21 protein-coding genes and 2 pseudogenes are annotated in these 23,731 nt (G+C 63.0%); 7 read left to right on the top strand and 16 right to left on the bottom strand.

Annotated elements, in window-relative coordinates:
- Positions 1-193 precede the first annotated feature (193 nt).
- Positions 194-625: a hypothetical protein gene (locus tag AB6802_RS27525; RefSeq protein ID WP_371013359.1), complete on the top strand. Its 432-nt coding sequence runs from the start codon at positions 194-196 to the stop codon at positions 623-625.
- Between the two features lie 87 nt (positions 626-712).
- On the opposite strand, the gene hutH is transcribed toward AB6802_RS27525, so the two are convergent.
- Together hutH and AB6802_RS27515 are read right to left on the bottom strand one after the other, a co-directional pair.
- Positions 713-2,200: a histidine ammonia-lyase gene (gene hutH, locus AB6802_RS27520; protein ID WP_371013358.1), complete on the bottom strand. Its 1,488-nt coding sequence runs from the start codon at positions 2,198-2,200 to the stop codon at positions 713-715.
- Between the two features lie 247 nt (positions 2,201-2,447).
- Positions 2,448-3,119: a TetR/AcrR family transcriptional regulator gene (locus AB6802_RS27515; RefSeq protein WP_371013357.1), complete on the bottom strand. Its 672-nt coding sequence runs from the start codon at positions 3,117-3,119 to the stop codon at positions 2,448-2,450.
- 101 nt (positions 3,120-3,220) lie between these two features.
- On the opposite strand from AB6802_RS27515, the gene AB6802_RS27510 reads away from it, so the two are divergent.
- Positions 3,221-4,057 carry an oxidoreductase gene (locus tag AB6802_RS27510; RefSeq protein ID WP_371013356.1) on the top strand — a complete coding sequence of 279 codons (837 nt, stop codon included), beginning with the start codon at positions 3,221-3,223 and terminating at the stop codon, positions 4,055-4,057.
- 69 nt (positions 4,058-4,126) lie between these two features.
- Here the strand turns inward: AB6802_RS27510 and AB6802_RS27505 are convergent, their stop codons facing one another.
- Positions 4,127-4,921, bottom strand: coding sequence for an outer membrane protein (locus AB6802_RS27505; RefSeq protein ID WP_371013355.1), 795 nt, complete (start codon positions 4,919-4,921; stop codon positions 4,127-4,129).
- On the opposite strand from AB6802_RS27505, the gene AB6802_RS27500 reads away from it, so the two are divergent.
- On the top strand, positions 4,909-5,187 hold the full coding sequence (locus tag AB6802_RS27500; RefSeq protein ID WP_371013354.1) for a hypothetical protein: 279 nt from the start codon (positions 4,909-4,911) through the stop codon (positions 5,185-5,187). The genes AB6802_RS27505 and AB6802_RS27500 overlap by 13 nt on opposite strands.
- Before the next feature lie 59 nt (positions 5,188-5,246).
- Here AB6802_RS27500 and AB6802_RS27495 read toward each other — a convergent pair whose 3' ends face one another.
- Complete coding sequence (locus AB6802_RS27495; protein WP_371013353.1) at positions 5,247-6,164, bottom strand: hypothetical protein; 918 nt, start codon at positions 6,162-6,164, stop codon at positions 5,247-5,249.
- A 33-nt stretch (positions 6,165-6,197) separates the two neighbouring features.
- On the opposite strand from AB6802_RS27495, the gene AB6802_RS27490 reads away from it, so the two are divergent.
- The 3 genes and pseudogenes from AB6802_RS27490 to AB6802_RS27480 all read left to right on the top strand — a co-directional run.
- Positions 6,198-6,401 (top strand): hypothetical protein, encoded by a 204-nt coding sequence (locus AB6802_RS27490; RefSeq protein ID WP_371013352.1) that lies wholly within the window; start codon positions 6,198-6,200, stop codon positions 6,399-6,401.
- A 62-nt stretch (positions 6,402-6,463) separates the two neighbouring features.
- A pseudogene (locus tag AB6802_RS27485) lies at positions 6,464-7,234 on the top strand (DUF1186 domain-containing protein); the annotation flags it as partial.
- A gap of 84 nt (positions 7,235-7,318) precedes the next feature.
- Positions 7,319-7,423 (top strand): annotated as a pseudogene (locus tag AB6802_RS27480) (SEC-C metal-binding domain-containing protein); the annotation flags it as partial.
- Positions 7,424-7,452: 29 nt separating this feature from the next.
- On the opposite strand, the gene recQ reads toward AB6802_RS27480, so the two are convergent.
- Positions 7,453-9,297 (bottom strand): DNA helicase RecQ, encoded by a 1,845-nt coding sequence (gene recQ / locus AB6802_RS27475; protein ID WP_371013351.1) that lies wholly within the window; start codon positions 9,295-9,297, stop codon positions 7,453-7,455.
- 562 nt (positions 9,298-9,859) lie between these two features.
- Between recQ and AB6802_RS27470 the strand changes: the two genes are divergently transcribed.
- Positions 9,860-10,486 carry a LysE family translocator gene (locus tag AB6802_RS27470; RefSeq protein WP_371013350.1) on the top strand — a complete coding sequence of 209 codons (627 nt, stop codon included), beginning with the start codon at positions 9,860-9,862 and terminating at the stop codon, positions 10,484-10,486.
- Between the two features lie 49 nt (positions 10,487-10,535).
- On the opposite strand, the gene AB6802_RS27465 is transcribed toward AB6802_RS27470, so the two are convergent.
- From AB6802_RS27465 to AB6802_RS27415, 11 genes are all read right to left on the bottom strand, one after another.
- Positions 10,536-12,689 carry a caspase domain-containing protein gene (locus AB6802_RS27465; protein ID WP_371013349.1) on the bottom strand — a complete coding sequence of 718 codons (2,154 nt, stop codon included), beginning with the start codon at positions 12,687-12,689 and terminating at the stop codon, positions 10,536-10,538.
- A gap of 13 nt (positions 12,690-12,702) precedes the next feature.
- A complete protein-coding gene (locus AB6802_RS27460; protein WP_371013348.1) occupies positions 12,703-13,779 on the bottom strand; it encodes a hypothetical protein in 1,077 nt (358 codons plus the stop codon).
- An 11-nt stretch (positions 13,780-13,790) separates the two neighbouring features.
- Positions 13,791-16,307, bottom strand: coding sequence for a caspase family protein (locus AB6802_RS27455; protein WP_371013347.1), 2,517 nt, complete (start codon positions 16,305-16,307; stop codon positions 13,791-13,793).
- Positions 16,308-16,450: 143 nt separating this feature from the next.
- Positions 16,451-17,344, bottom strand: coding sequence for a hypothetical protein (locus AB6802_RS27450; protein WP_371013346.1), 894 nt, complete (start codon positions 17,342-17,344; stop codon positions 16,451-16,453).
- Positions 17,345-18,018: 674 nt separating this feature from the next.
- Positions 18,019-18,354, bottom strand: a complete 336-nt coding sequence (locus AB6802_RS27445; RefSeq protein ID WP_371013345.1) for a cupin domain-containing protein — start codon at positions 18,352-18,354, stop codon at positions 18,019-18,021.
- 37 nt (positions 18,355-18,391) lie between these two features.
- The gene (gene kduD / locus AB6802_RS27440) at positions 18,392-19,159 is read right to left on the bottom strand and encodes a 2-dehydro-3-deoxy-D-gluconate 5-dehydrogenase KduD (protein ID WP_371013344.1); all 768 of its coding nucleotides are present in this window, start codon (positions 19,157-19,159) and stop codon (positions 18,392-18,394) included.
- Positions 19,156-20,007 (bottom strand): 5-dehydro-4-deoxy-D-glucuronate isomerase, encoded by an 852-nt coding sequence (gene kduI, locus AB6802_RS27435; RefSeq protein ID WP_371013343.1) that lies wholly within the window; start codon positions 20,005-20,007, stop codon positions 19,156-19,158. The genes kduD and kduI overlap by 4 nt, the downstream gene beginning before the upstream one ends.
- A gap of 19 nt (positions 20,008-20,026) precedes the next feature.
- Entirely contained in the window at positions 20,027-20,800 is a 774-nt protein-coding gene (locus tag AB6802_RS27430) for a FadR/GntR family transcriptional regulator (protein WP_371013342.1), read from the bottom strand.
- A 10-nt stretch (positions 20,801-20,810) separates the two neighbouring features.
- Positions 20,811-22,091, bottom strand: coding sequence for a TRAP transporter large permease (locus AB6802_RS27425; RefSeq protein WP_371013341.1), 1,281 nt, complete (start codon positions 22,089-22,091; stop codon positions 20,811-20,813).
- The gene (locus tag AB6802_RS27420) at positions 22,092-22,655 is read right to left on the bottom strand and encodes a TRAP transporter small permease (protein ID WP_371013340.1); all 564 of its coding nucleotides are present in this window, start codon (positions 22,653-22,655) and stop codon (positions 22,092-22,094) included.
- Positions 22,656-22,722: 67 nt separating this feature from the next.
- Positions 22,723-23,700: a TRAP transporter substrate-binding protein gene (locus AB6802_RS27415; RefSeq protein ID WP_371013339.1), complete on the bottom strand. Its 978-nt coding sequence runs from the start codon at positions 23,698-23,700 to the stop codon at positions 22,723-22,725.
- Between the last annotated feature and the right edge of the window lie 31 nt (positions 23,701-23,731).

Below are 23,731 nucleotides of genomic sequence, written 5' to 3'. Positions count from 1 at the left end.
TTCGCTCTTCGAGCTTCGCAGGATGCCTCCGAAGCTTTAGCATGGGAGGGCCGGGATCCCGGCTTGAATTCCGGGCTACGCGTCTCGATCGGTCCATGCTCCGGCCGTGAAGCAGCACACAGTCGCGTGACAAAATCCGACTATGGTCGATAGTATATGATCTCAGGGATTATCCTGCGGAGGACCCTTCGACATGCGCTCTGGGCAGTATTCAAAGGCCGGACGAACCATAGCGGCTGCCCTTGCGATTGCATTTTCCTTTCCGCCTGCGCAGGCGGCACAGCATCGTTTGCCGAGCGGCTACAAATGGGGCCGTTGCCAGCTTGTCGTTAGCGGTGAGACCCGCATATCCGGAAGATGCTCCTATCAAATCGAGAAGGGCGGCGATTTCAACATCCAGGGGCCCAAGCAGGTTTTTGCCGGCGTCGACTATCCCGACGCACATAGCGGGGCCGGTGAAATGTCCAAGGATTACTGGGCCGTTGTTTATAAGGACGGCGATACCTGGGCAGGCTATTCGAACGCGGATATTGACGAAACCCACGGCGACGAAAGATGGGACGACCTTCGCCGCGAAGGCGCGTGCTTTGTCGGCAAGGACGTCCGGATCTGCCTTTGGCATTAGCCAACTCAGGGCGGCCGCCTGGTTGAGTGAAACAGATCGATTGGGTAGTTGACGAGAGGGTGGCTCGGGCCTCTCCCGCTGTTGCCCTTACTGAGCCACATCCACCTCGCGGATGAAATCGCGCAGCGTTTCCATGTCCCAGGACAGCGGGCGATCGTCGCCATAATGCGCCACGCGTTGGCGCACGGCCTGGTAGATGGCGTCTGTGCCAGGCGCCCGCGCGGCCTTGCCGGTCAGCAAGTCATGCGCCTTCGCGGCGGCCATGAGTTCTATCGCCAAGATGTACTCGGCGTTGTCGATGACGGCCAGAAGCTTGTTGGCCGCGACCGTCGGGTGGGCGAGGAAATCCTCCTGCAGGCCGGATGTGACGCCGCCATCGGTCGCGGCCGGCGCGGCAAGGCGCCGGTTGACGTTGCTGAGCGAAGCGGCGGTGTATTGAGCGATCATGAAGCCGGAGTTGCAACCGCCTTCCGCGGCGAGGAATGCCGGCAAATTGTTGACCAGCGGATTGACCAGGCGGTCGATGCGGCGTTCGCTCATCGCGGCAACCTGCGCAAGCGCGATCGTCAAGGCGTCTGCGGTTTGCCCGAGCGCCGGCGCGACCGCATGCGCCTGCGAAAACACCAGCGGCTGATCGATCGTGCCGGAAACGGTGGGATTGTCGGTTACCGAAGCCAGCTCACGGTCGACCAGTTGCACGGAGCGTTCCAGCACTTCGTGCGCCGCGCCGTGCACATGCGGCACCGCGCGAAGGCTGAGCGCATCCTGCGTGCGGCTGCCATGCGCCGCCGCAATCAGGCCGCTGCCGTCAAGCAGGCGCCGCAATGAGGCGCCCACCGCCTCGATGCCGGGGGACGGTCGCAGGGCCAGCACCTGTTCGTCGAAGGCCGCCATCTGCCCGCCGGCAGCCTCCAGCGTCAGCGCCGACGCGGCATCGGCCCAACGCATAAGACGCTCAGCGCGATTGAGCGCGATGCTCATCAGGCCGGTGGCGCATGCCGTGCCGTTGACGAGACTCAGACCTTCCTTGGCACCCAGCACCAGCGGCTCCAGGCCGATCTCGGCCAGCGCCTCGCGACCGCTCATCCTGCGCCCGGCGACAGTCGCCCTGCCCTCGCCGATCAGCACCAGACCGATATGGGCATTGTGCGTCAGATACCCCGCCGATCCCCGGGAAGGAACATCCGGAATGCAGCCCCGCTCGAGGAAGGTGATGAGGTTGCGGACGATCTGAGGCCGCACCCCCGAATGGCCATGCGCGAAATTTGCCACCTGCACGGCAATGATGGCGCGGATGCCGCGTTCGGCCACCAGATCGCCGACACCGCAGGCGTGGCTGAAGATGATGTTGCGCGACAGCTTCTCCTGCAAGGCAGGCGCCACCACCTGGTTTGCCAGCGCGCCGACCCCGGTGTTCACGCCATAGGCGCGGATGCCCTTTTCGACGAGGCTTGCGACAATGCGATTCGCATAGGCGATGCGCTCCCAGGCAGCCGGCGCCAACGCCAGCGTCTCGCCGTCCCCCACGCGTGCGATCTCGCGCCAGCTTGCGGCATTGTCGATGGTTACAGTCATTCGCGGATTCCCAAAAATGGATTTGCGGCTATGTGGACACACAGCCTTCGCCGTCTCGGCATTCCCCCTGATGCTCCTGCACTCAGGCGCAGCGCCGAATTGTTGAATTGATCGTTCGCCTGCCGCCATCCAGGCTGACGACTTCAGCACCCTAAAGCGTCTCGACCGCGGCTCTTTTAGGAATTTCGCCGTGACGGTGGACTGAGGTCAAATTTTCCCGCAAGCCTGCAGTCCGGCGCTGCGATAGTCACCAGGCGAGGCCGCTCCGGGCGCTCTGAAGGCTCTTGATCTGCCCGATCAGGTAGGAGCGTCGCGTCGGATTGGCGAAGCCCAGCAGAAGGGTGCAGGCGCCAACACGGAACGCGGTTCCGAGATCTTCGTCCTCGAGCTCGCCGGCGATCCAGAATGAAACGCAGCCGCGAAAATCGAAGGCAAGCTGTTCGGCAAGCGTCGCCTGCGCCATCGCCCTCATATCCTCGGCGATGCCAGTGAAGCTTGCCAATGCAAGCGCCCAAAGCTGCCGCGAGTTCTGACGGACGGAACTCGGGACGGGGCTGGCGACGCCGAGCGAGCCGACCACCGCTTTGTGGACGTCCGGCTTCTCCAAGAGCAGCGCGACACTGATGCGCCCCATCTCGAGAACGCGATCGATTGCATCGCCCTCGGGCGCCTCGTCGTGGAAGCGCTTCGCCATCCGTTCGATCAGGCGGGACGACAGCGCCTGCATGATCGCGTTCTTGCTGCCGAAATGATTGAACGGCGTCGCGAAGCCAACGCCGGCTTCCACGGCCAATGCCCGCATCGAGAAGTCCGCCGTGTCGCTTTTCCGCAGCAGCCGCTCGGCGGCGTCGAGCACGACGTCGCGTGCAAGCTGCCGGTTTCTCTCCCTCAAGGGCTGACGCGCCGTGTCTTCCATCATCCGTTCCGCCTGAATTCCGTTACCTCTTGAAAAGTTATATCATGATATAAATATTATGTCACGATATCGAAGGCCTCCGGCCATTCTCAAAAGGAGCAGCTATGACTACCAAAACATTTCTCATCACGGGCGTCAGCTCGGGTCTCGGCAGGGCATTTGCCGAGGGTGCGTTAGCGGAGGGGCATCGCGTCGTCGGCACGGTCCGCAACGCGGATGCCGCATCGGCTTTCGCGGCGCTCGCACCCGGCCGCGCGCATGCAATGCTGCTCGATGTGACCGATTTCGATGCCATTCCCGGCGCTGTCGCTCAGGCGGAACGCGACGCCGGCCCAATCGACGTCCTTGTCAACAATGCCGGCTATGGCCACGAAGGCATTCTGGAGGAGTCCTCGCTTGAGGATATGCGCCGCCAGTTCGACGCCAACGTGTTCGGCCCGGTCGCGATGATCAAGGCCGTTTTGCCCGGCATGCGGGCGCGGCGCTCCGGCCGCATCGTCAATGTCACATCCATGGGCGGGTTCATCACCATGCCTGGCATCGCCTATTACTGCGGCAGCAAATTCGCGCTCGAAGGCATCTCGGAGGCGCTGGGCAAGGAGGTGAAGCCGCTCGGCATCCACGTGACGGCGCTGGCGCCCGGCCAATTCCGGACGGACTGGGCCGGACGCTCGATGGTCCGTGCCGGGCGCGACATTGCAGACTATGACGCGGTGATGGACCCCATCCGCGCCGCGCGGCGGGCCAAGAGCGGCAACCAGCCCGGCGATCCGGCCAAGGCGGCGCAGGCTATGCTCAAGCTGGTGGCGGCGCAAAACCCGCCCGTACGGCTTTATCTCGGCACCGACGCCCTCAAGCTCGTCGGGGACAAGATCGATATGATGAAAGCCGAGATTGGCGCCTGGGAAGAAGTCTCTCGATCCACCGATTTCGCATCGTAAGGCCGAGCTTGTGACGATGAACAGCCAACCCGACGCTGAGGCCTGAGGCCGCGCCAGCGGAGTACCCGCTCAGAATTTGTAGTTCAGACCGATGACGGCGGTATGTATTTGTGGTTTGGCGCGGACCAGTTCACCATCCGTCATGTAGTCGGCCGACCCCAAATCGAAATACTTGTACTCTGCCTTGGCCGTCCAATGCTGATTGAAAGCATATTCCCCGCCGAGGCCGACGGTCCATCCGACCTTCGTTTTCTTGGTGTCGAATGTGGTCCCGGCACCATTGCGGTCATAAATATCGACCGTACCGTATCCCAGGCCACCGGTGCCATAGATCAGCAGATTGTCCATCGCCAGCCCGAGCCTGCCTCGAACGGAGCCGAGCATGCTCACCTTGGAACCGCAGGTAAAAGTCGGGTTCGGGCACTCTGTCGAGCCGTTGATGCCGGCAGCCGAAATGTCGGCCTCCATGCCGTAGACGATGTTGTCGGTTTGGAAGTTGTAGCCGGCCTGCAAACCGCCAAGGCCGCCGCTGCCGCTGTGGTTGGCAGGATTGGGCGCGGGCAGGAAGGTGAAGTCGACATGGTCCCAGCCGCCGCCGGCATGCACGCCGACATAAGCGCCGGTCCAACTATAGGCCGATGCGACCGGCAGCTCGCCTAAGGCGTCCGCCGCCATGGCGCTGGTCGCAAACCCGGCAAGCATGGCCGCCGCAACAAAAATAGCTTTCATGCCAAGTCCCTTCGCTGGTGACGTAAATATCGCGCTTTCGATCGCAAAACCATCGGATCTCTCGCGACGGCAGCGGAAACACCACCTTGCGTTGCATATCTGCCACGTAGCCGATTTCGCCGGTGCGACCGCCATTTGCAACACTTCTCGGCGAGCAGGATGCCAGCAGGCTCGGCCGCGTCACTGAAACGCAAGACGCGTTGCCAGCCGAGATCACCGCCGCGACTAGCGCGGCAAGCTGGGGTACGGACGAGGGCTTGCCGGTGCAAGCTGACGGGCTGATAGAACCCCAGGTTAAGTTGAGGTCATGGCACTATAGCGATGCTAGTCCAAGCACAGGCAAGGTGGTCGGCGTCATCTATTGCTGCCTGGGCGTGCGGCTCGCCTTGCAGTATCGCTGAACCGGCCGGCTTTCAGCTGAGGTCGAATTCGCGGATCGATCCGCGATAATCGCGAACCTCTACTCAAGCTGCGTCAGACGTTCGATGAAACGCTCCTTGCCGGCATGACGCTCCCGGATGGATTGAAGCCGGAGGCGAAACGCATCGACGGTGCCGTGTCGTTCGGCAAGCGCCTGCAGGTCGAAAAGCAGCGCCGCCGCCTTGTCGTAGCCGCTGGGGTTGCGGCGTCTGATTTCGTTTTCGACATCGTCCCAGACGCTTTCGCCTTGGCTGTTGATGGCCTCAAGTCGTATCTGGCGGGCTTTCTCGGCCGCTTCCATTTGCAGTCGTCGCTGTGCCGCGGCCAGTTCCGCCTCGGCACGCTCGCGGGCAAGGCGGATTTCATCGGCACGGGCCCGCAGTTCGGCGGCGGTACGCAAGGCGGTGACCGGCGTCGCGTTCTTGGGCCTTAGGCGCGCCCGAACCATAGCCCGCAGTTCCACCGACGCATGCGGTCCATCGTCGAAGGTGCGCACCAGCAGATCGGTTTTCCAGGTATCCGGCATGGCAGCGATGGTCCGTCGAACCATCTCCGGCGTCGCGTCATCGGAAACTGTTGCCGCGCCTTGCTCAGCCGCCGCCTGGACGAGATTGCGATTGATGCCGAAGAACTCGGCGAATGCTTCGAGCGCGTCAGTCAGCGGCCCGATCCCCGGCATCGGCTCCGGCGCATCGGGTTCGACCGCATCCGTTTCGACAGCCATCAGCCAAGTGAGATAGAAAAGCCGAAGGTCGCCGGCGAGTAGATCCGCTCGCAGCGGCGCCAGGGCTGCCAGCCAACTCGCATCGTCATCGTCGCGGTCCTCGAACTCCAACTCCTCGCGCGCGATGCTCACGATCATGTTTTCGCCGGCGGTGACGAGCACGACGTCGTCAGTCTCCATGAGGAAGGCGCCCATGCGATCCCGATCGGCCAGCCGCGCCGGCAGCTTGATCATCAGGCGGCGGGTGCCCCAATTGGCCAGATAGAGATGAAGATCGAACCAGCGTTCCATGAACGCGTCCGGATCGCCTTTGAAATCTCCCCATTCGTAGAAATTGGTGAAGCTGGTGGCGGTGATGCGCGCCCGTGTCGAAAACTCGCGCAGAGCGCGGCGATCCGCCTGGCTGAGCGTCCGATCGATTACCTGGAATTCATAGTATTGGTATTCGCTCATTGCTACGCTCAGGATTGATACAAAGTGCGGCTCAGCGATCGATAGCACGCCGCCGCAACGGCGTTCCATCGAGGCGAGTGATGAAAAAAGAAGAGCTGGAAAAACTCCTCAGCACCGACACCGAAGACTTCGTGCTGTATCCGATAGACCGCTACCTGCATGCCCTCGCGACCGAGCGGCAAATGCCGAAGGTTGCAATTGGCGTTTGCACCATCAGGATCGAGGAAGCCGCTCCCGCTTTGCGGGCGGTTCTGGCAAGGGCCGCCGACGGAGAGATGCTGTCGGAGGACGACGAGAGGCTCCTCTTCCGAGGCTTGCATATTCTGGGCGGCGCGCGCGATACGCAGGTCTGTCAATCCTTGCTGCGTTTGCTCCGTCGTCCAGGTTGCGAGGTCGAGGATCTGCTCGGCGACGCCATCACGGAAACGCTGCCGCGCATCTTCGCAGGCATGTTCGACGGCGATGCCCAAGCCCTCTTCAACACCATCGGCGACCGCACCGTCGATGAATTCACGCGCGACGTGCTGTTGAGCGCGGCGGCCTTTCTCACCTGGGACGGGCGCATCGAGCGCGACCGGATGCGGCTGTTTCTCGAGCGGTTCCATGCCGAGAAGATGGCCGACGACGAGGAGCAGGTCTGGGTCGCCTGGCTCGGGGCGATCGCCATACTGGGATGGCGCGATCTCGCGCCGCTCGTCCTTAGCGCATGGGATGAAGGACGCATACCGCCAGGCGTGTTGGAGCGGCACCATTTCGAAGAGGACCTTCAAGCAGCCGAGAAGGCGCCGGACGACATCGAGCGGTTCAAGAGCAACAATCTCGGCTATATCGATGATGTGATCGAAACGCTGGAGTGGTTCGGCGATTGGCAAAGCGACGATGGCGACGAGGAGGAAGACTGGCTGTCTTCCTCACCGTTGCCCTGGGCGAGCGCGGAGGAGCCGGTGACGAACCCTTTGCGGCATGTCGGGCGCAATGACCCATGTCCCTGCGGCAGCGGCAAGAAATTCAAGAAATGCTGCCTGGCAATTTCCGAATAGTGTTGTGATGCACCAAACGAGGCGTGTCCTCAACTCGTCCCACCCGCCCCATGCGCGGCAATCGCCTTCAAAAACACCTCGCCGAACTCCTTGAGCTTGGCGGCGCCCACGCCATTGACCTCGGCGAAGTCGTCGAGGTCTTGCGGACGGCGTTCGGCCATGTCGATCAGGGTGCGGTCGGAAAACACGACATAGGCCGGCACCTGGCGTTCCTTGGCGAGCCGCAGCCGCAGCGTCTTGAGCGTCGCCAGAAGCGATGCATCGACGCCCTCACCATCCGCGACTGAGCCCTGCGCGGCGCGCTTCCTGCCGCGCGCGAGACGGTCCCTGCCCTCGACCCGATACTCGAACGCCACCTCGCCCCGCCCGAGGGCGCGGCCGCTTTCCGAAATGGCGAGGCCGCCATGGCCGTCCGGATCCGGCACCAGGAATCCGCCGGCGACCAGTTGCCTGATCAGCGACAGCCAGACCGTCTTCCTGTGCGCGACACCCGTCCTGAAACTGCTGAGCTTGTGATGGTTCCTCGCCAGCACCTTCTCGGTCTCGTGGCCGAGCAGAATGTCGATGACATGGGCGGCGCCGAAACGCTCGCCGCTCTGCGCGACTGCGGCGAGGATGATGCGCGCTTCCGCGGAGCCGTCGGCGCGTGGCGCCTGGTCGAGGCAGTTGTCGCAATTGCCGCAGGGCTGGGCTTCCTCGCCAAAATAGCCGAGCAGCACCTGGCGCCGGCACTGCGCCGTTTCGCAATAGCCGATCAGCGTGTCGAGCCTGCGATGTGTCCGCCGTTTGTGCTCGGGCGATGAATCCTCGTCGTCGATGAACATGCGGCGCGTGCGGATATCACCGGCCCCGTAAAGCATATGCGCCTCGGCCGCTCGCCCGTCGCGCCCGGCGCGGCCGATTTCCTGGTAATAGGCCTCGAGGCTACCCGGCAGGTCGGTGTGGAAGACATAGGCGACGTCGGGCTTGTCGATGCCCATGCCGAAGGCAATGGTCGCCACCATGACGACGCCGGACAAGGTCATGAAAGTGTTCTGGTTCGCCTCGCGCGTCTCCTTGCTCATGCCGGCGTGATAGGCGAGAGCGCGCACGCCGTTCTTCTCGAGGAAGGCGGCCATCTCCTCCGTCTTCTTGCGCGACAGGCAATAGACGATGCCACTCTTGCCGGGGTGCCGCTCGACGAAGCGCAGCAGCTGACGCTTGCTGTCCTGCTTGGACTCCATGGCCAGTTTGATGTTGGGTCGGTCGAAGCCCAGCACCAGGGTTTCGGCGCGCCCGGCAAACAGCCGCGCCTCGATGTCGCTGCGCGTGGCCTCATCGGCGGTGGCCGTCAGCGCGATGATCGGCACTTGCGGGAAGATGCCGCTGAGCCGCGACAGATCCTCATATTCGCGCCGGAACGCCGGACCCCATTGCGAGATGCAATGCGCCTCGTCGATGGCGATCAGCTTGACCTCCAGCCGCGACAGCGCGTCGAGCATGCGCTCGGTCATCAGCCGCTCCGGCGCCAGATAGAGCAGCCGTGTCTGCCCGGCCGCCACCCGGCGCCAGGCCGCGACATTGGCGTCGCGGTCGAACGAGGAATTGATCGTATCGGCGGCGACGCCGGCAAGCCGAAGTGCCGCGACCTGGTCCTGCATCAGCGCCACCAGCGGCGAGACCACGATGGTGAGGCCGCCCTTGACCAGCGCCGGGACCTGATAGCAGAGCGACTTGCCCGCACCCGTCGGCATCACCGCCAGCACATGGCGCCCGGCCAGTAGCGCATCCATGACATCGGCCTGTCCGGGACGAAAATCGTCGAAGCCGAACACGTCCTTCAGAACGCGGCGTTTCGGATCCTCGGCCCGCATGCTCGCTGCTTGCGCCGGCATCAGGCGGACACCGCGCAAGAGGCAATTTTCGAAAGGATGTGAGGACCGGTCAAGTGATTCACCCTATGACGTCTCTGGGTAGAGCATGATCTCGAACCGAAGGTCAGCGAAAGCAAAAAGTGGGCACCGGTTTTCGGAAAAAGATGATGCTCCAGCAACACAGCTAGATCAGGGTGACGAGTCGCCATCCTGATCTAGCGCAGCAATCACGCGGCCACAACGCCCTTTGCAGGAAGCTGGCGATACCATCGTCAGGCTACGCCATGGCGGCTGCGTGGTCAGCCACGACCGCGCCATCGAGCCGCGGCATACGCCGCCTGGCCAGCGCCGGCATCGCCGCCGTGGAGCTTTTCGCCATCGCCGAGCATTGCGGCACGGCGGCTGAAGAGTTCCGCCCGTGCGGCTCCCGGTGCTATAGGTCCGGGACCCGATAGACCGTTTCACCGTTTCACGGAAACGGCGAACCGCTCTATCTCTTTGTTTTGATGCAATTCCGGGCGGAAAACCGATCACACTTTTCCTGGAATTGCTCTAGCGGCCGAATGCCAAGAGGAGCCTTCGCATGATCGACCCCGCCACGCTCATCGCCTACACAGCGGTCGTGTTCGGCTTTGTCTTTATCCCCGGGCCGGCGACGTTGCTCACGGTGGCACGCGCCACCAGTTCGGGCACCAAGGTCGGCATCGCCACCGGCGCCGGCGTCGCGGCGGGCGACGTGATCCACACCATCATGGCCATCGTCGGCATTTCGGCCATCGTCGCCACCTCGGCGATACTGTTCAGCATCGTCAAATATATCGGCGCGGCCTATCTCGTTTACCTCGGCATCCGCGCCATTCTGGAAAAGGCGCCGGCCGATCTTGCAGGCCGGTCGCTGCCCATCTCGGCCGGCAAGGCTTTCCGCCAGGCGATCCTGACCGAGGTGCTGAACCCGAAGACGGCGCTGTTCTTCCTCGCCTTCCTGCCGCAGTTCGTGCATCCGCAAAACGGTTTCGTGGCGCTGCAACTGATGCTGCTGGGCATCATTTTTGTGGCTCTCGGCCTGTTCAGCACGGTCATCTTCGCCGTCAGCGCGGGCGGCCTCGGCGCCTTCCTGCGCCGCAATCCCGTGGTGCTGAAATGGCAAGGCAAAGTGGTCGGCGGCATCTATTGCGCGCTTGGCATCCGGCTCGCGCTGCAACAGCGGTGAAATGGCTCGGCTTTGCCTGCGGCGACAGGCGCAAGCCTGGGGCAGTCGATCACTGTGGCGGCAGCGCCGGGAACGGCGCCTGGAACGGGGCGCCCGCTTCAGCGAACCATGACTTCGCCCAGCCGCCTGCCTTCAGGATCGAGTTGCCGCTGCTCAGATCCTCGCGAAAGATGCAGGCCGACTGGGTCTTGGCCGACGGATTGCCGCGCGCGTCGGCGCAGGCCATCTGCGAGGGATGACAGGCCACCAGGTAGCGTGTGTCGGCGCTCTTCGAAGGATCATATTCCTGATAGCACCAGGCGAATTGCGGAGCCTTGTCGTCCCACAGCGCCAAAGGCGTCGAGATATAGATGTCGAGCTGCCTGCCGGCGCCGATCGCGGCGTTGGCCTTGGGTGTTACGGTCAGTCCCTGCAGCGCGAGATCGGCCGATAGCTTTTTTGCATCCTCCGCCGTTCCCGCCTGATTGCCGTAGCGAATTTCATTCAGGCCCGCGGCGCCGCCATCGCGCTGGACGCCACCGAGATTCCACCCGAACGATACCAGCCTGTCCATGATCGCCTGCGCATTGCCGCGCTGAAAATCCCCGGCAAATTGGAGCGTCACTTGCCGCGCAACCGTGGCCCCGGACGTGACATGCACATTGTCCGACAAGGCCTGGATGTGGCCAGGCAGTACGGCGGCGGATGACTGAGATTTGTAGAGGGCGGCGATATCCGCGACGGCGAGGCGAATGAGGCTGTGCGCACCGGAAAACTCCGGACTACTCCAGGTCGAAGGCGGCAATGCCGCCAATATCGATATGATCCCTTGCCGATCTGGGTCGGCCAGGCCGGAGCAGACCAAGGTACGCACATTGTCGCCCGGGCGCAGATTTGGTGTCGGGGCGCGGCAATTGCTCGGCACGGGATCCGTTGCGGTCACCTCGCGAACATACGACTGCGCCATGGCGGCAAGTACAGAGAGCACCTGCTGCTTCGATCGGTCCGGAGCCGGACCGAGGATGAAATTCACGACATCCTGTCGCAACGCATCGCCGAGACCGCCGTCGCGCATATCGATGCGCGCGATCAGCCTCTGCGAGGCTTCGGTAAAGCCGGCGGGGTCGGGCACCTCGACGGTCGCGGGGCCTTTCGCCAGGTAAGTCCACAGACGATCCGACGCGGCAAAAGCCCCGACGGCGGCAATCACCACCAGCGTCAGCGCCCAGGCCAGCGCTTTACGCAGATTCGTCGATCTCGGCGTAACGGCCGGAATTTCAACTGCCCTGGGCTTCACTTCCGTCGAAACAGGCTCCGCCGCTGAGGGGAGTTTTTCGGTTTGCTGTTCCGCTCCCGCCTTTTCCGTTTTCTCAGCGACAGGCGTCGCGTCCACAACCGCCCTGTCAGTCTGCTTCGTCGGATCTGCAGGGGTCACGACCGGCGCAGCCATCGCGACGGGGGCTGCCACCACCGCCGGCAACGGCCTCAGAATGAACCTTCGCCTGAGCGACGAATGATACCAGGGCACCTGCTTGTCGTTGGTCGCCGACGCCACCGTATTGGTCACATCGGTCATGATGTCGGCGATCGACTGTCCGGGCGAATCGATATGCGCAAGCAGTGCGGCAGTGAACGGACTGTGCCCGCCTTCCCCATCCTCGGCGACCGAGCCCGGCCCGGTCGCGAACGCGATGAACGAGCCTTCGGTGGTCTCCATTTCGGCCAGGCCGCGGTCGGCGGCGACGCCGCGCGTCCTGCCGGGCCGCAGGCGGCCGAGCGAGCGTACGAACGGATTGTCGCGACAGCAATCGAGCAAAAGCACGCTGACCCTTGCCCGCGCCGACATCATGTCGAGCTGGTCTTGCAGCTTGATCGTCTGCCGGTTCAGCTGGCCTTCATTGTCGAGCTCGGCGTCGATCGGCACCAGGTAGTTTTCGCCATTCACCTGCAAGCCGTGCCCGGCATAAAACAGAAGAGCGGCGTCGGCGTCGTCGATCTTTTGGGCAAAGGCGCTGAGCACCTCGTCCATGCGGCTGACCGTGAGATCAAACCCTTCGAGGACTTCGAAGCGCAGCGCCCGCAGCGCAGCGACCATGCCGCGCGCGTCCTGGGTGGGATTCTCCAGCGTCGAGGCATGCTGATAACCGCCATTGCCGATCACCAGCGCCACGCGCCGCTCGACTGGCCCACCGGGACCGGCTGCGTTCGTTGCCTCGATCGGCATCAGGCCTCACATCTCAGATATCGAACTCAATGCCGGTTTTCCCCGCCTCGGGGAACAGGCATTCATAGTTCCATTTTTTCTTCAACTCGTCGTCATCCCATTGGCTGGTGCTGTTCTGCCGAAAGTTGAAGATCAGTGTTTTCTTGCGGCCGGGGTCGTTTGCCAGGATGCGCGCGATCGTCTCGGCATCGGGGTGGTGGTGCCGGGAGCCATCGGTCGAGAAGGCGAAGCGCGTGCAATCGATGATCTTCAGCAGCGCGGGCGACGTGTTGGCCTTGCTGCCATGATGCGAGACTTTCAGGCAGTCGAGCCGGTATTTGTTGGTTTCGCTGGCGCCGAGCCTACACAGCGACGCCTCGATAATATCGGGATGCGAGTCCGCCCCCATCAGCACGCGCTTGCCATCGAATTCGGCAATGAAGGTGATGCTCGACCCGTTTGGCTTTGTCGTGTCGATCTGAAACTTCTGCGCCGCAAGAAACGCCACGTTGAGCGCCGAAAGCTGTTCGCGGCCCTCGGCCAGACTTGCCTCGACCTCGTCGGGATCGGCGGTGCGCAAATTGGCCTTCTTCAGTTCCGCGTCCCAAACCGGCAGCAGCTCGGCCAGTTTCCTGTCGGACGGCGACAGCAGCGTCAGTCTGAGATCGCCGTCGAACGTCAAGGGCGCGCGTGCCTCGGGACTGTCGAGGGAGACGATGCTGCTGGCGAATTGCGCGTTCCACGGCCATTTGCTTTTCACGATGCCGGCCGTCACCTTCTCGGCCTGGATCGCGCCAAGATCGACCCGCTCCGTCATGCGTTTGTTCGCCGCATTCAGCTGGTATCGGGCATTGAACCAGACATTCCTGGCCTTGAACGGCAGCACCTCTTCCTTGAACAGCGGCACCGCGCCCTCGATATGGTCGGCGTCGATATGGCTGATGGTGAACAGCTCGAACGCACCGATATTGCCGAGCAGCGGCTTGAGCGCCTTGTAGTCGCCGGTGCGGCCGAGATCGACAAGGGCGTAATGCAGCTTGGCATCGCCCCAGGTCAGCATCAAAGCGTCGCCCTCGGAAGCCGGATGCATGGCCAGTTTGAATGTCGGCAAATTGTCCTCCCTCAATCGTCGAGACGGATCACTGTGAAGGCGCGTGTCGGGTCGACCCGATTGGCCAGGTGACGCGCGGCCAGCTTCCTGGCCTTCAAATCGGCTTCGTCTCCGCCCAGGCTTTCCAGCCCGCGCGCCAGCCAATCGACACAAAGCGAATAGACGGGCACGCCCCGGTCGAAGCCCTCGAACAGCCACTTTCTCGCTTCCGCGATCTGTTCGGCATTGCGTGCGCGCATGAGCAGACGGCGGCCGAGGATGATCGGCCCGTCGGGCAGACCGGGGAACCAGTCGGCAAGATTCCTGAGCCAGGGTTCCCATCGCTTCTCGACATCGGCGCTGGCGGCCGCCACCGCCACCAGCGCGCCGGCAAGAGCTGCAAGCGGGTTCTGCCGTTTGCCGGCGAAGGCGCTCACCGCGACCTCCACCAGGCCGCTGTCGAGCAGCTTTTCGCCCATGATCATATCGCGCGATGCGACGAACCCCAGCAGGCCCGCCCAGACGCTGTCTTCGACGATGACAGTGCTCATCATCTGCTCAATGCCGGCCGTCCTGTCGATCAGGATGTATGGCGTCCAACCGCCCGGAGAATCCGCTTCTCCTGGCCTGGCGCCCAAGGTTGGAACAACGGCAAGCTCTTGACGACCGCCCATTTTTATCACCGCAAACAGCGGACACTCTCCGCCTCCAGGCATGTATCGCCAGTCGGCGCCGTCCCTGATGTCAAACCGCATCAGGAGACCGTCATCGCGCTCGACAGCGATATCCAATTTCGCCCCCGGCGCCGGCTTCTGGACCAAGTCGACATCCAGCTGGCCGGCGATCGTTGCCGTAACGACGTCATCGTTCGATTCTTCGATCCCATCCGAACCGCCGGAATCGTCATACTCGGCGGCCTCTCCGGCAGGCCCTCCCAAGCCTAATTTGCCGCCAAACTCCCTGAGATGGCGGCGTACCATCCTTTCGAAAGGTGATGATTGCGGCTGTGGCGCCGGCGGCGCTGTTGCGTCTCCAACGGCGCCCGAGACTGCAGCGGTCGCCAGCCACTCATGCGGCGAATCCTGCGTCGAGAATTCGACCTTAAGGATCGTATCCTTAGCCAGTTGGACGTCTTTCGTCTGCACCCGGCCGTCAGGCGTGCGCAATGTGATGGTGTAATCGCCATCCTGGACTTCAAGCGATGCTTCGCCGCCGAGCGGCACCGCGATCTGCTTGACCGGCTTCTTCTGTTTGCCCCGCCAGACGATGTCGGCGACGGCGCCGGCGCCGATCTGCACCGGGCTGCGCAGCGCGACCGTAAGCTTGCCGCGTCCGATTATGCCGCGGCTCGCTTCCAAGGCTCCGACGACGACTGCCGCCGTCTGCGGCACCTTCCTTAACTCCAGGAAGATCGCCGGCGCATAGGCTTTCTTCCTGGCGCTGCCGACGGACTCGTCGTTCCGGACGGCACTCGCCTGCACATCCGCCATCGTCGGAACCGACATCATCCGGAACGGCGACTCGTTCTGCACCCCTTGAATAGTGATGCCGTTTCCCGGATTGGCGGTGACGGTGATGACACTGTCCGGCCATTCGGCCGGATCGTTGAAGGAAACATAGACCGGCACTTCGGACTTTTCGCCCGCGAAGGTGATTTCGAACGATCCCGCCATGCGTCCGCTTGGCGTCTGCGCCTTTTCGCTTGGCAGCCGGTGCAGCGCGAGCAGGCTGTCGATCTTGTCGACAAGCGTTCCCGGTCGCACCGGCCAGCCGTCCTCGGCCGGATCGGCGGCGACGCCATCGAGCGCATTGATCAGCGCATCGGCAAACAAAGTCGTCTTGTTGCTGCGCCCGGTGGCCACCTCGCCAAGCGAGGTGGCGGCGATCATCCATTGTTTTCGCGGCTCGCCATGATCGTCATCGGCACGGGTCAGCGATATCAGCTTGGTGCCCAGTTCCTCATTCCAGGGCAGGCGCATATCGGTTGGCACCCGGCAACAGTCGAACAACAGCAACTGAGCGACCGGCTTGGCGTTCTCGAGCGCGCCGGCGAGCTGTTCGATCTTGGACATGCCGGACGTCTTGTCGAGATCATCGAGGCCGTAGTCCTCGAGCAGGAAGGCGGTCTGGTTCAGGAAACTCTCGCCGTGGCTGGCGACGTAAAGGATGGCGAGATTGTCCTTGTTGGTGTTGATGCGCCTCACCCAGGCCTTCACGGCGCAGGCGCAATTCGCCAGAGTCGCCCTTGGAACGTCGCCGCCCGCATAGGATGCAAGGTTGCCGCCACCGACGGCCGGCTCGGACAGAAGCACGGCAACGCTGCCAAGCGGACAGTCCTTGTTCTGGAAGTGTGGCTTCGCTCCGTCGACGAACCAGTCGGCCAGCGCGCGGGCGGACACTGTGGTGCTGGTCAGCGGTATCTTGAATTGGGGCGACTTATAGGCCCCGACGCCGATGATCAGCACATGGGTGGCTGGCCCATCGACGAGCGCGCCGTCCAGATAGACCAGACCGTCCTTGCGAAGCGGATCCTCGGCGGGCAGCAGCATCGATCACCCCGGCGCAAAATCGGGCAGCGGCCGTTTCGTCGGCGCGGCCTCGATCATGGAATTGCGTATTGCCACGTCCATCAGCGGTCCCTGCCGCCAGGTCCCTTGCTCATCCGGATCATCGTGTCCCTGGACGACCGGCATCAGACGTCGACGTTGAAGTCGACGATAGCCCGCGACGCAAAGCTGCCCTTGTAGACGGGGATCGAGAACGCCTCGTCCTGAGGGGCGCCGTTGACGGGCGCCAATGGCCGCCTGGCCATCGCGACGATTTCATAGGTCTTGCCCACCGTCACCGTGCGCCCGCCATAGTTCGGGAACCGCATCGCGTCGGCGGTGAACGCCTCCTTCACCGTCTCCCAGAAACCGCGTTCCCGAACCGTGCCGGCCAGCGCCGACGCCTGCGGGTCATCAGCCGCTTCGCGCACCGCAATCTGCACCGGGCCAACAGCCTCTTTTCGGTTCACCCGGACGGATACCCAGGCCTGGTTTTCGTTGAGCACCGGCAGTGCCGGCTCGGCCTGCACGGGGTTGCGGAAGCCCAGCCGCTGCAGCAGCGTGTTCACGCCGGCGCTGCCGCCGGCAATGATGAGGGCGGACAGAACGACCGACACTGCCTTGGCGCTTGAGTCCGGCGTCGTGCCGCCCGGCGAAAGCTCCGCCATCAAACGGCCGAAGATGTCATAGTTGAAGCCAAGCACGATGATCAGGCCGACAGCCACCATCACCACGGTCTTCAAGGCGCGGTTGTTGAAGAGCATTCGGTAGAGACGCCATTGGAAGATCGTGGCGAGCGCGCTTTCAACCACCAGCACGATGACGGCGAGCGCGCCAAGCTCGACACCGAGTTTGCCTATGTTCAGCCCGGTGTCGGTGCCTTCCGCGAAGGCCGGTGCGGCCGTGGCGACGGCGGCGAAGACAACGGCGAAGCGAAGGAGGCGCCGCCTTGTTGTCCCGGCAAACGCAAATCCTGTTCCGGCGTCGCGTGCCCGTTCGATTGCATTGACGCCACTTCCAACTGCTGCGCGCGTCAGCATGTTTATTCCCCCAATAGCCAAGCACGCCGAAAAATCAGCATGCGCCACCCTTAATTATACAGGCGATCGAAGTTTCCCCAACAAGTAAACTGTGCACCAATTGCGATGAAAGGCAAGGAAATATCGGTCTATATTTCCTGCCGGACGTCTTGCTCTTTCGAACGCCGCGGCAGCAGGCAACCAGCCCCCGAACTGTCGTCTCGGCAGGCGGAAGGCCTCAAGTACCGCTACGCGAACTTTCGCCGCGACCGTCTGCCCTGACTGTTAGCCACTTCACATTGGAGCAACTGGGCGGCTCTATAGCTGTAAAGCTGTCGCGCGGGTCGGAATGACGGTGATCCGGCTTGATTTACGGGCGCGGAAAGTGGTTGCCGCTGTCGGTTGCCTGATGCAACTCGAACTCACTTTATCGCCAGGCATCGGCCTTGGCCATGCCGGTCCCGTTAAACCTATCTTCACCATGTTGCGGCACGCTTGCCCTCCTGCGGCGATGTTTGAGTACCGCGGTGGCGCCTCGAGCAATTCCAGGAAAAGTGCCTAGCGGCTTTCCGTCCGGAATTGCGTGAAGCAAAGTGCGCCCAGGCAACAAGCCCGCGCTTCACGGCGCGGGCTTTTTTCGTTTTGAGCAGTTCCAGGAAAAGTGTGAGCGGTTTTCCGTCTGGAATTGCGTTGAACTAGCGAGCCAGAAAATCGGCCCGGTAAGGCGCGAAGCTGTCGACCAGCCGCCCGGCCTCGAGTGCCTTGACGCCATGGACCAGGTTGGACGGCACAATGAAGCTGCCGCCCGTTTCCAGGATTTCCGACCGACCGTCGATCGTCACCTCGAAGCGGCCCTCGGCGACATAGCTTGCCTGCACATGCGGATGCGAATGCAGCGCACCGACGCCGCCCTTCTCGAACGCGAATTCCACCATCATCAGTTCATTGGTGTGCACCAGCACGCGTCGCCTGTTGCCGTCCGGCGTCGGCTCCCAGGCCTTGCTGCCTGCGTGCGAAAAAATCTCGGTCATCGCTTAGCTTCCATTCGAAATTGCCTAGGTGCTTGCATCACCGTGCCAGCCAGCCGCCATCGACCGGCATCACCGCGCCATGCATGTAGTCGGAGGCTGCCGCCAGCAGGAACACCGCCGCGTCGCCGATATCGGATGGACGGCCCCAGCGCCCGGCCGGGATGCGCCCGAGAATGGCAGCACTTCGGTCCGGATCGGCGCGCAGCGCCTCGGTGTTGTTGGTCTCGATATAGCCCGGCGCGATGCCGTTGACGTTGATGTCATTCGGTGCCCATTCGCAGGCCAGCAGCCGGGTGAGGCCGAGCACGCCATGTTTCGAAGCGGTGTAGGAGGCGACGCGGATGCCGCCCTGGAAGCTCAGCACCGAACCGATATTGACGATCTTGCCACGCCGTCCGGTCTCGGCCAGCACGCGCCTGGCAAAAGCCTGGCAGAGGCGAAAGACCGTCTTCAAATTGACGTCCATCACCTCGTCCCAGTCGGCCTCCGTCAGGTCGACCGCATCGGCGCGGCGGATGATGCCGGCATTGTTGACCAGCCCGTCGATCGGTCCGCTTGCGTCCCAGACGCGCTCGAGCATGGCCGCCGCACTTGCCGGATCGCCAAGATCGGCGGCCACCGCTTCGAAACTACCTCCGGCGGCGGCGACCTTTTGCGCCGTGTCATCCATCGCCGAGCGGCCAACGCCAATGACGGAACCACCGGCGCGCGCGACCGACACCGCGATGCCCTGGCCGATGCCGGTGTTGGCGCCGGTGACGAGAATGCGTCTGCCGGCAAGGCTGAAGGCGGAGAGATCGCTCACCTGAGCTGATCCATCGCTACCTGATCGACGTCGGTATAGTCGACATTGTCGCCGGCCATCGCCCAGATGAAGGCATAGTTGGATGTGCCGGCGCCCGAGTGGATCGACCAGCCCGGCGACAGCGCAGCTTCCTCGTTGCGCATGACGATGTGGCGCGTTTCGTCCGGCTCGCCCATGAAATGGAAGACGCGCGCGCCTTCAACCAAGTCGAAATAGAGATACGCCTCCATACGCCGGTCGTGGATATGGCAAGGCATGGTGTTCCACACCGATCCTGGCGCCAGCTGCGTCATGCCGACGACAAGTTGGCAGGTTTTGACCCCGCCGGCGTGGATGAACTGGAAGATCGAGCGTTCGTTGCTGGTTGCCTGGCTGCCGAGGTCGAGCCGCTTGGCGTCGCCGATGCGGATCAGCTGACTTGGATGGCTCTGATGCGCCGGCGCGCTCAGCAGGTAGAACTTTGCCGGCTTATCCGGAGCCGTCGAGGCGAACGAGACTTCCTGCGTGCCCATGCCGAGATAGACCATGTCGCGCGCCGCCATCTCATAAGGCAGGCCATCGGCGGTGACGGTCCCCGCGCCGCCGACATTCACGGCGATCAGCTCGCGGCGATCGAGGAAAGCCTTGGTGCCGGTCGGCTTGATCGCTTCGAGCGGCAAGGTTGAATTCACCGGCACCGCACCGCCGACGATCATGCGGTCGTAATGCGTATAGGTCAGGTTGACGAGACCGGGCTGAAACAACCCCTCGATATGGAAATGGTGGCGCAGCTCATCGGTGCCCATGGCTGCCGCGGCAGCGGGATCGACAGCGAAGCGCGAGGAGAATTCGGTGTGTTTCTGGTCCATGCTGCCCTTGCTCGAATGGTTATTCGGTCGATGCTGCCTGCGCCGACTTGGAATAGTAGGCTTGCCGCGCCTGCAGACGCTCGCGGTAGCGCTGCTGGCTGGCGGTAAGATGCGTGCGCATCGCCTCGCGCGCCGCATTGGCATCTCCGGCCGAGATCGCGTTGAGGATGACGAGATGCTCGCGCTGCAGGCCGCGCTGGTAATCGTCCGACTGCACGAGCTCCGTCGACCAGGGCGAAGTCACGTCACAGGGGATGGCGCGGCGCCCGAGCACGTCGAGCATTTCGATATAGAACGGATTGTTGGTGGCGCTGGCGATTGCCCGATGGAAGGCGAGATCGGCCGGGCCGGTCGGCTGGCTGTCGAGCAACAGGCGCTCGAACTCGAAGAAGGCTTCCTGGATCGCCGCCTCCTGCGCGGCGTTGCGGCGGATGGCGGCAAGACCGGCTGATTCGATCTCGATGGCCAGGCGCACTTCCAACACGTTGAGCGCGATCGAATCCTTGCTGCCCATGTCGGCGGCGAGAACGCCGAAGGTCGTCGAAAGGTGTTCCGTGACGAAGACGCCGGCGCCTTGCCTCGCCTCGACCAGACCGTCGGCGGCGAGCTTGGCCAGCGCTTCGCGGATGACGGTGCGGCTGACGCCGAAGGTCTCGGTCAGTTGGCCCTCGGTCGGCAGCTTGTGTCCGGGCGGGATCTCGCCCGCCAGCAATTGCTTGCGGATCGCCGCCACCACCGTTTCCGACAGTTTCGGCTTCCGTTCGACCCTGAGATCCGATGCGATGTCAGCCACGTTGAACTTCCTATTTGAACACGCTCGGCAGCCAGAGCGAGATGGCCGGAATATACGTCACCAGTCCCAGAACCACGATACCAGCGCCATAGAACGGCCAGATCGAGCGCATCGCTTCCCACACCGTGATCTTGCCGACGGCGCAAGCGACGAACTGCACCGTGCCGACCGGCGGCGTGTTGAGCCCGATGCCGAGATTGAGGATGGTGATGACGCCGAAATGCACCGGGTCGACGCCATAATGCGTGACCAGCGGCAGGAAGATCGGCGTGCAGATGATGATCATCGGCCCCATGTCCATGAAGGTGCCGAGCAACAGCATCAAAACGTTGAGCAGCAGCAGCACGACCAGCGGGTCGGTGGAAATGGCGTTCATGCCGGCGATCAGCAGAACCGGCACCTTGAGATAGGCCATCAGCCAGCTGAACGAAGCCGCCGTGCCGATGATCAAGAGCACCATAGAGGTGGTGCGCACGGCGCCCTTGGTGGCGTGGACGAAATCGCTCCAGCCCATCGAGCGATAGACGAAGACGGTCACCAGCAAGGCATAGAGAATGGCAATGCAGGAGCTTTCGGTCGCCGTGAAAATGCCGGAGCGGACGCCGCCGAAGATGATGCCGATCAACAGCAGTCCGGGAACAGCGATCAGCGCAAGGTGCCCGACACGCGCAAAACCAGGGAAAGCTTCGACAGGGTAACCGCGGCTGCGGGCGACGAAATAGGCCGTAACCATCAGCGAGGCCGCGAATAGCAGGCCGGGCAGGATACCGGCCGTGAACAGGTCGGCGATCGAGATCTTGCCGCCGCCGGCGATGGAATAGATGATCATGTTCTGCGACGGCGGCAAAAGCAGCGCGATCAGCGCCGCCATCGAGGTGACGTTGACCGCATAGTCGGCGCCGTAGCCGCGGGCTTTCATCTGCGGGATCATCAGACCGCCGACAGCGGCGGCTTCAGCCACGGCCGACCCGGAAATGCCGCCAAACAGCGTGCCGGCGATGATGTTGACCTGGCCGAGCCCGCCACGCACATGCCCGACCAGTGAGCCGGCAAAGGAAACGATGCGCTGCGCGATGCCGCCGCGCACCATCAGATCGCCGGCATAGATAAAGAACGGGATGGCCATAAGCGAAAACGCCGACATGCCCGATTTCATCTGCTGGAACACCACCAGCGGCGGCAAGCCGAGATAGATCACCGTCGCGAACGACGCCGCACCCAGGCAGAACGCGATCGGCGTACCGGCAAACATCAACAGCGTGAAGACGCCGAACAGGATCCAGAGTTCCATCTAGGCCTCCTGCACCGCCGGCATCTCCGGCACCTCTTCGAGATTGATATCCTTGTCGATGTCCACGCCCGACAAGCGCAGCACCACGCGTTCGGCCGAAAACAGGCAGATCAGCGCGCCGCCCGCAACCAGCGGCAGATAGTCGAAGCCGCCAGGCAATTCGAGCGCCGGAATGATGGTGTGCCAGGTCAGGCTGACCAGCTTGCAGCCATACCAGACCATGCCGAAGCCGAAGCCGAGCGCGATGAGGTCGGAAAGCGTGCGCAGCGCGCCCTTGCTGCCTTTCGGCAGGATATAGAGCAGCACGTCGAAGCCCATATGATAGTTCTCGCGCACGCCGACGGCCGCACCCAGGAAGATGAACCAGTTCATCAGCATGATGGCGCAGGTTTCGGTCCAGCTCGGCGAGTCGTTGAGCACGAAGCGGAAGAAAACCTGGTAGGCGACCAAAGCGGTCATGACCACCAGTCCGAAGCCGGCAAGATAAAGCGCGCCGTCGCAAATCCTCGACAGCACGATGCTGAAACGCGGCGGCGCCGTGCCCGGCTTTGCTGTTGTCGCCATCCGATCCTCCCGGTCCCTAGCCTGGTCAAGAAGTGCCGAGTGGACACCGAGTCCGCCCCGCGGAGCCTTACTTGGTCGCCTGGATACGGGCGGCGAGATCCTTGAGCTCGGGCGTCGACAGATATTTGTCGTAGACCGGCTTCATGGCATCGATCAGCGGCTGCTTGTCGATCTCGCTGACCTTGACGCCGGCCTTCTCGACGATGTCGCGCGACTTCTTCTCCTGCGCGTCCCACAGTTCACGCATCTTGACGACGCTGTCCTTGGCCGCCTGGCGCACGATCGCCTGGTCCTCGGGCGACAGCTTGTCCCAGCTTGATTTCGACATCACCAGCACTTCGGGCACGATCTGGTGCTCGTCCGTCGTGTAGTGCTTGGCGACCTCGTAATGCTTGGCCGATTCGAAGCTCGGCCAGTTGTTCTCTGCACCGTCGATGACGCCGGTCTCCAGCGCCGAATAGACCTCGCCATAGGCCATCGGCGTGGCGTTGGCGCCAAGCGCCTTGACCATGTCGACGAAGACGTCGGACTGGATGACACGGAACTTCATGCCCTTGAGGTCGGCGATCGAAGTGATGTCCTTCTTGGTGTTGTAGAAGGAGCGCGCGCCGGAATCGTAGAAGGCGAGCCCGACCAGGTCATGCGCCTCGAAGGCTTTCAGGATCTCGTCGCCGATCGGCCCATCCATGACATGACGCATCTGGTCGACCGAGCGGAAGATGTAAGGCAGCGACGGCACCGCGGTTTCCGGCACGATGCCGTTGAACGGGCCCATCGAGACGCGGTTGAGATCGATGACACCGGTCTGCGTCTGCTCGATCGTGTCCTTCTCCTCGCCGAGCTGCGCCGAATGATAGACCTCGACCGAATAACGGCCGTCGGTGCGCTGCTTGATCAGCTCGCCCATATACTTCACCGCCTCGACAGTCGGATAGCCGTCGGGGTGGGTATCGGCCGAACGCAGCACGGTTTCGGCATTGGCAATCCCAACCAGCAACGAGCCGAAGGCGAATGTGGCTGCCGTCAATTTTGAAAAATACAACATGACTTCCTCCCTTCTAAAAATAGCGGCGCCC

The organism is Mesorhizobium sp. RCC_202, assembly GCF_041355295.1.
GTDB lineage: Bacteria > Pseudomonadota > Alphaproteobacteria > Rhizobiales > Rhizobiaceae > Mesorhizobium.
Note: the sequence above shows the minus strand (reverse complement) of the source record. Positions and strands in the feature narration are given on the sequence as shown.

Bases quoted from the DNA above. Each gene is read 5' to 3' on its own strand.
- AB6802_RS27525 (WP_371013359.1), top strand. From the start codon at position 194: ATGCGCTCTGGGCAGTATTCAAAGGCCGGACGAACCATAGCGGCTGCC.
- hutH (WP_371013358.1), bottom strand. From the start codon at position 2,200: ATGACTGTAACCATCGACAATGCCGCAAGCTGGCGCGAGATCGCACGC.
- AB6802_RS27515 (WP_371013357.1), bottom strand. From the start codon at position 3,119: ATGATGGAAGACACGGCGCGTCAGCCCTTGAGGGAGAGAAACCGGCAG.
- AB6802_RS27510 (WP_371013356.1), top strand. From the start codon at position 3,221: ATGACTACCAAAACATTTCTCATCACGGGCGTCAGCTCGGGTCTCGGC.
- AB6802_RS27505 (WP_371013355.1), bottom strand. From the start codon at position 4,921: ATGGCGGTCGCACCGGCGAAATCGGCTACGTGGCAGATATGCAACGCA.
- AB6802_RS27495 (WP_371013353.1), bottom strand. From the start codon at position 6,164: ATGATCAAGCTGCCGGCGCGGCTGGCCGATCGGGATCGCATGGGCGCC.
- AB6802_RS27490 (WP_371013352.1), top strand. From the start codon at position 6,198: ATGAAGATCGAACCAGCGTTCCATGAACGCGTCCGGATCGCCTTTGAA.
- recQ (WP_371013351.1), bottom strand. From the start codon at position 9,297: ATGCCGGCGCAAGCAGCGAGCATGCGGGCCGAGGATCCGAAACGCCGC.
- AB6802_RS27470 (WP_371013350.1), top strand. From the start codon at position 9,860: ATGATCGACCCCGCCACGCTCATCGCCTACACAGCGGTCGTGTTCGGC.
- AB6802_RS27465 (WP_371013349.1), bottom strand. From the start codon at position 12,689: ATGCCGATCGAGGCAACGAACGCAGCCGGTCCCGGTGGGCCAGTCGAG.
- AB6802_RS27455 (WP_371013347.1), bottom strand. From the start codon at position 16,307: ATGCTGCTGCCCGCCGAGGATCCGCTTCGCAAGGACGGTCTGGTCTAT.
- AB6802_RS27450 (WP_371013346.1), bottom strand. From the start codon at position 17,344: ATGCTGACGCGCGCAGCAGTTGGAAGTGGCGTCAATGCAATCGAACGG.
- AB6802_RS27445 (WP_371013345.1), bottom strand. From the start codon at position 18,354: ATGACCGAGATTTTTTCGCACGCAGGCAGCAAGGCCTGGGAGCCGACG.
- kduI (WP_371013343.1), bottom strand. From the start codon at position 20,007: ATGGACCAGAAACACACCGAATTCTCCTCGCGCTTCGCTGTCGATCCC.
- AB6802_RS27425 (WP_371013341.1), bottom strand. From the start codon at position 22,091: ATGGAACTCTGGATCCTGTTCGGCGTCTTCACGCTGTTGATGTTTGCC.
- AB6802_RS27420 (WP_371013340.1), bottom strand. From the start codon at position 22,655: ATGGCGACAACAGCAAAGCCGGGCACGGCGCCGCCGCGTTTCAGCATC.
- AB6802_RS27415 (WP_371013339.1), bottom strand. From the start codon at position 23,700: ATGTTGTATTTTTCAAAATTGACGGCAGCCACATTCGCCTTCGGCTCG.